Origin of the sequence: Anaplasma phagocytophilum, from assembly GCF_023476575.1 — a bacterium.
Taxonomy (GTDB): domain Bacteria; phylum Pseudomonadota; class Alphaproteobacteria; order Rickettsiales; family Anaplasmataceae; genus Anaplasma; species Anaplasma phagocytophilum_A.
This window is the reverse complement of the sequence record NZ_JAHLEX010000161.1, coordinates 1-1,186: the sequence shown is the minus strand read 5'-3', so window position 1 is coordinate 1,186 and position 1,186 is coordinate 1. Positions and strand designations below refer to the sequence as shown.

Annotated in this window: 1 protein-coding gene; it reads left to right on the top strand. The window is 46.5% G+C overall.

Translation table 11 applies throughout. From position 1 onward, the window contains the following. Position 1 precedes the first annotated feature (1 nt). The gene (tuf, locus tag KPX09_RS05320; RefSeq protein WP_249549309.1) at positions 2–1,183 is read left to right on the top strand and encodes an elongation factor Tu; all 1,182 of its coding nucleotides are present in this window, start codon (positions 2–4) and stop codon (positions 1,181–1,183) included. Positions 1,184–1,186: the final 3 nt, after the last annotated feature.

Below are 1,186 nucleotides of genomic sequence, written 5' to 3'. Positions count from 1 at the left end.
TATGTCAGAAGGAAGGAAGCCGCATATAAACGTAGGGACAATAGGGCACGTGGATCACGGTAAGACAACGCTTACGGCTGCGTTAACTACTGTTCTGGCTAGGAAGCTAAGTGGCGCGAATAAAGTGGTGAAGTATGATGAAATAGACAAGGCGCCGGAAGAAAAGGCGAGAGGAATAACAATATCAACAGCGCATGTGGAGTATGAAACGGAAGGCAGGCACTATGCGCATGTAGACTGTCCTGGGCATGCTGACTACATTAAGAATATGATTACCGGAGCGGCGCAGATGGATGTTGCGATACTAGTTGTATCAGCTACGGACGGAGCGATGCCGCAGACTCGTGAACATATATTGTTGGCGAAGCAGGTTGGTGTAAAAGACATCGTGGTGTGGGTCAACAAGTGCGATGTGGTTGAAGATGAAGAGATGTTGTCGCTCGTGGATATGGAGATACGCGAGTTGTTAAGTCAGTATGGGTATGATGGGGATTCTATCGATGCTGTGAGAGGGTCTGCGGTTAAAGCGTTGGAAGAGGATGCTGATGGTCCGTGGAGTGATAAGATAATGGAATTGGTAGGTGCTTTAGAAAAGATAGAGCTACCAATGAGGGAGAAGGACAAGCCGTTTTTGATGTCTGTAGAGGATGTATTCTCTATACCTGGGCGTGGGACAGTGGTAACAGGAAGGATAGAGAGAGGGGTAATAAGAGTAGGAGATAAGATAGATATCGTAGGTCTGCGTGAATTGCAGAGCACGGTTTGTACTGGGGTAGAGATGTTCCATAAGGCGTTGGAAGCTGGGGAAGCAGGTGACAATGCTGGGATATTGCTGCGGGGTATAAAGAAGGAAGACGTAGAGAGAGGGCAAGTGCTCAGTGCGCCTGGTCAAATGAAGTCATATAAGAAGTTCAAGGCGGAAGTGTACATATTGAAGAAGGAAGAAGGAGGGAGGCATACTCCATTCTTTGCTAATTACCAACCTCAGTTCTATGTTAGGACTACGGATGTTACGGGAAGCATATCGTTACCTGCGGGTGTAGAGATGGTTATGCCTGGTGATAATCTAAGTATAGAGGTAACATTGGATAAGCCTGTTGCAATAGATAAGGGGCTTAGGTTTGCTGTGAGAGAAGGTGGAAGGACTGTTGGCTCAGGTATTATTACTGAGATTTTGGAGTAGTTT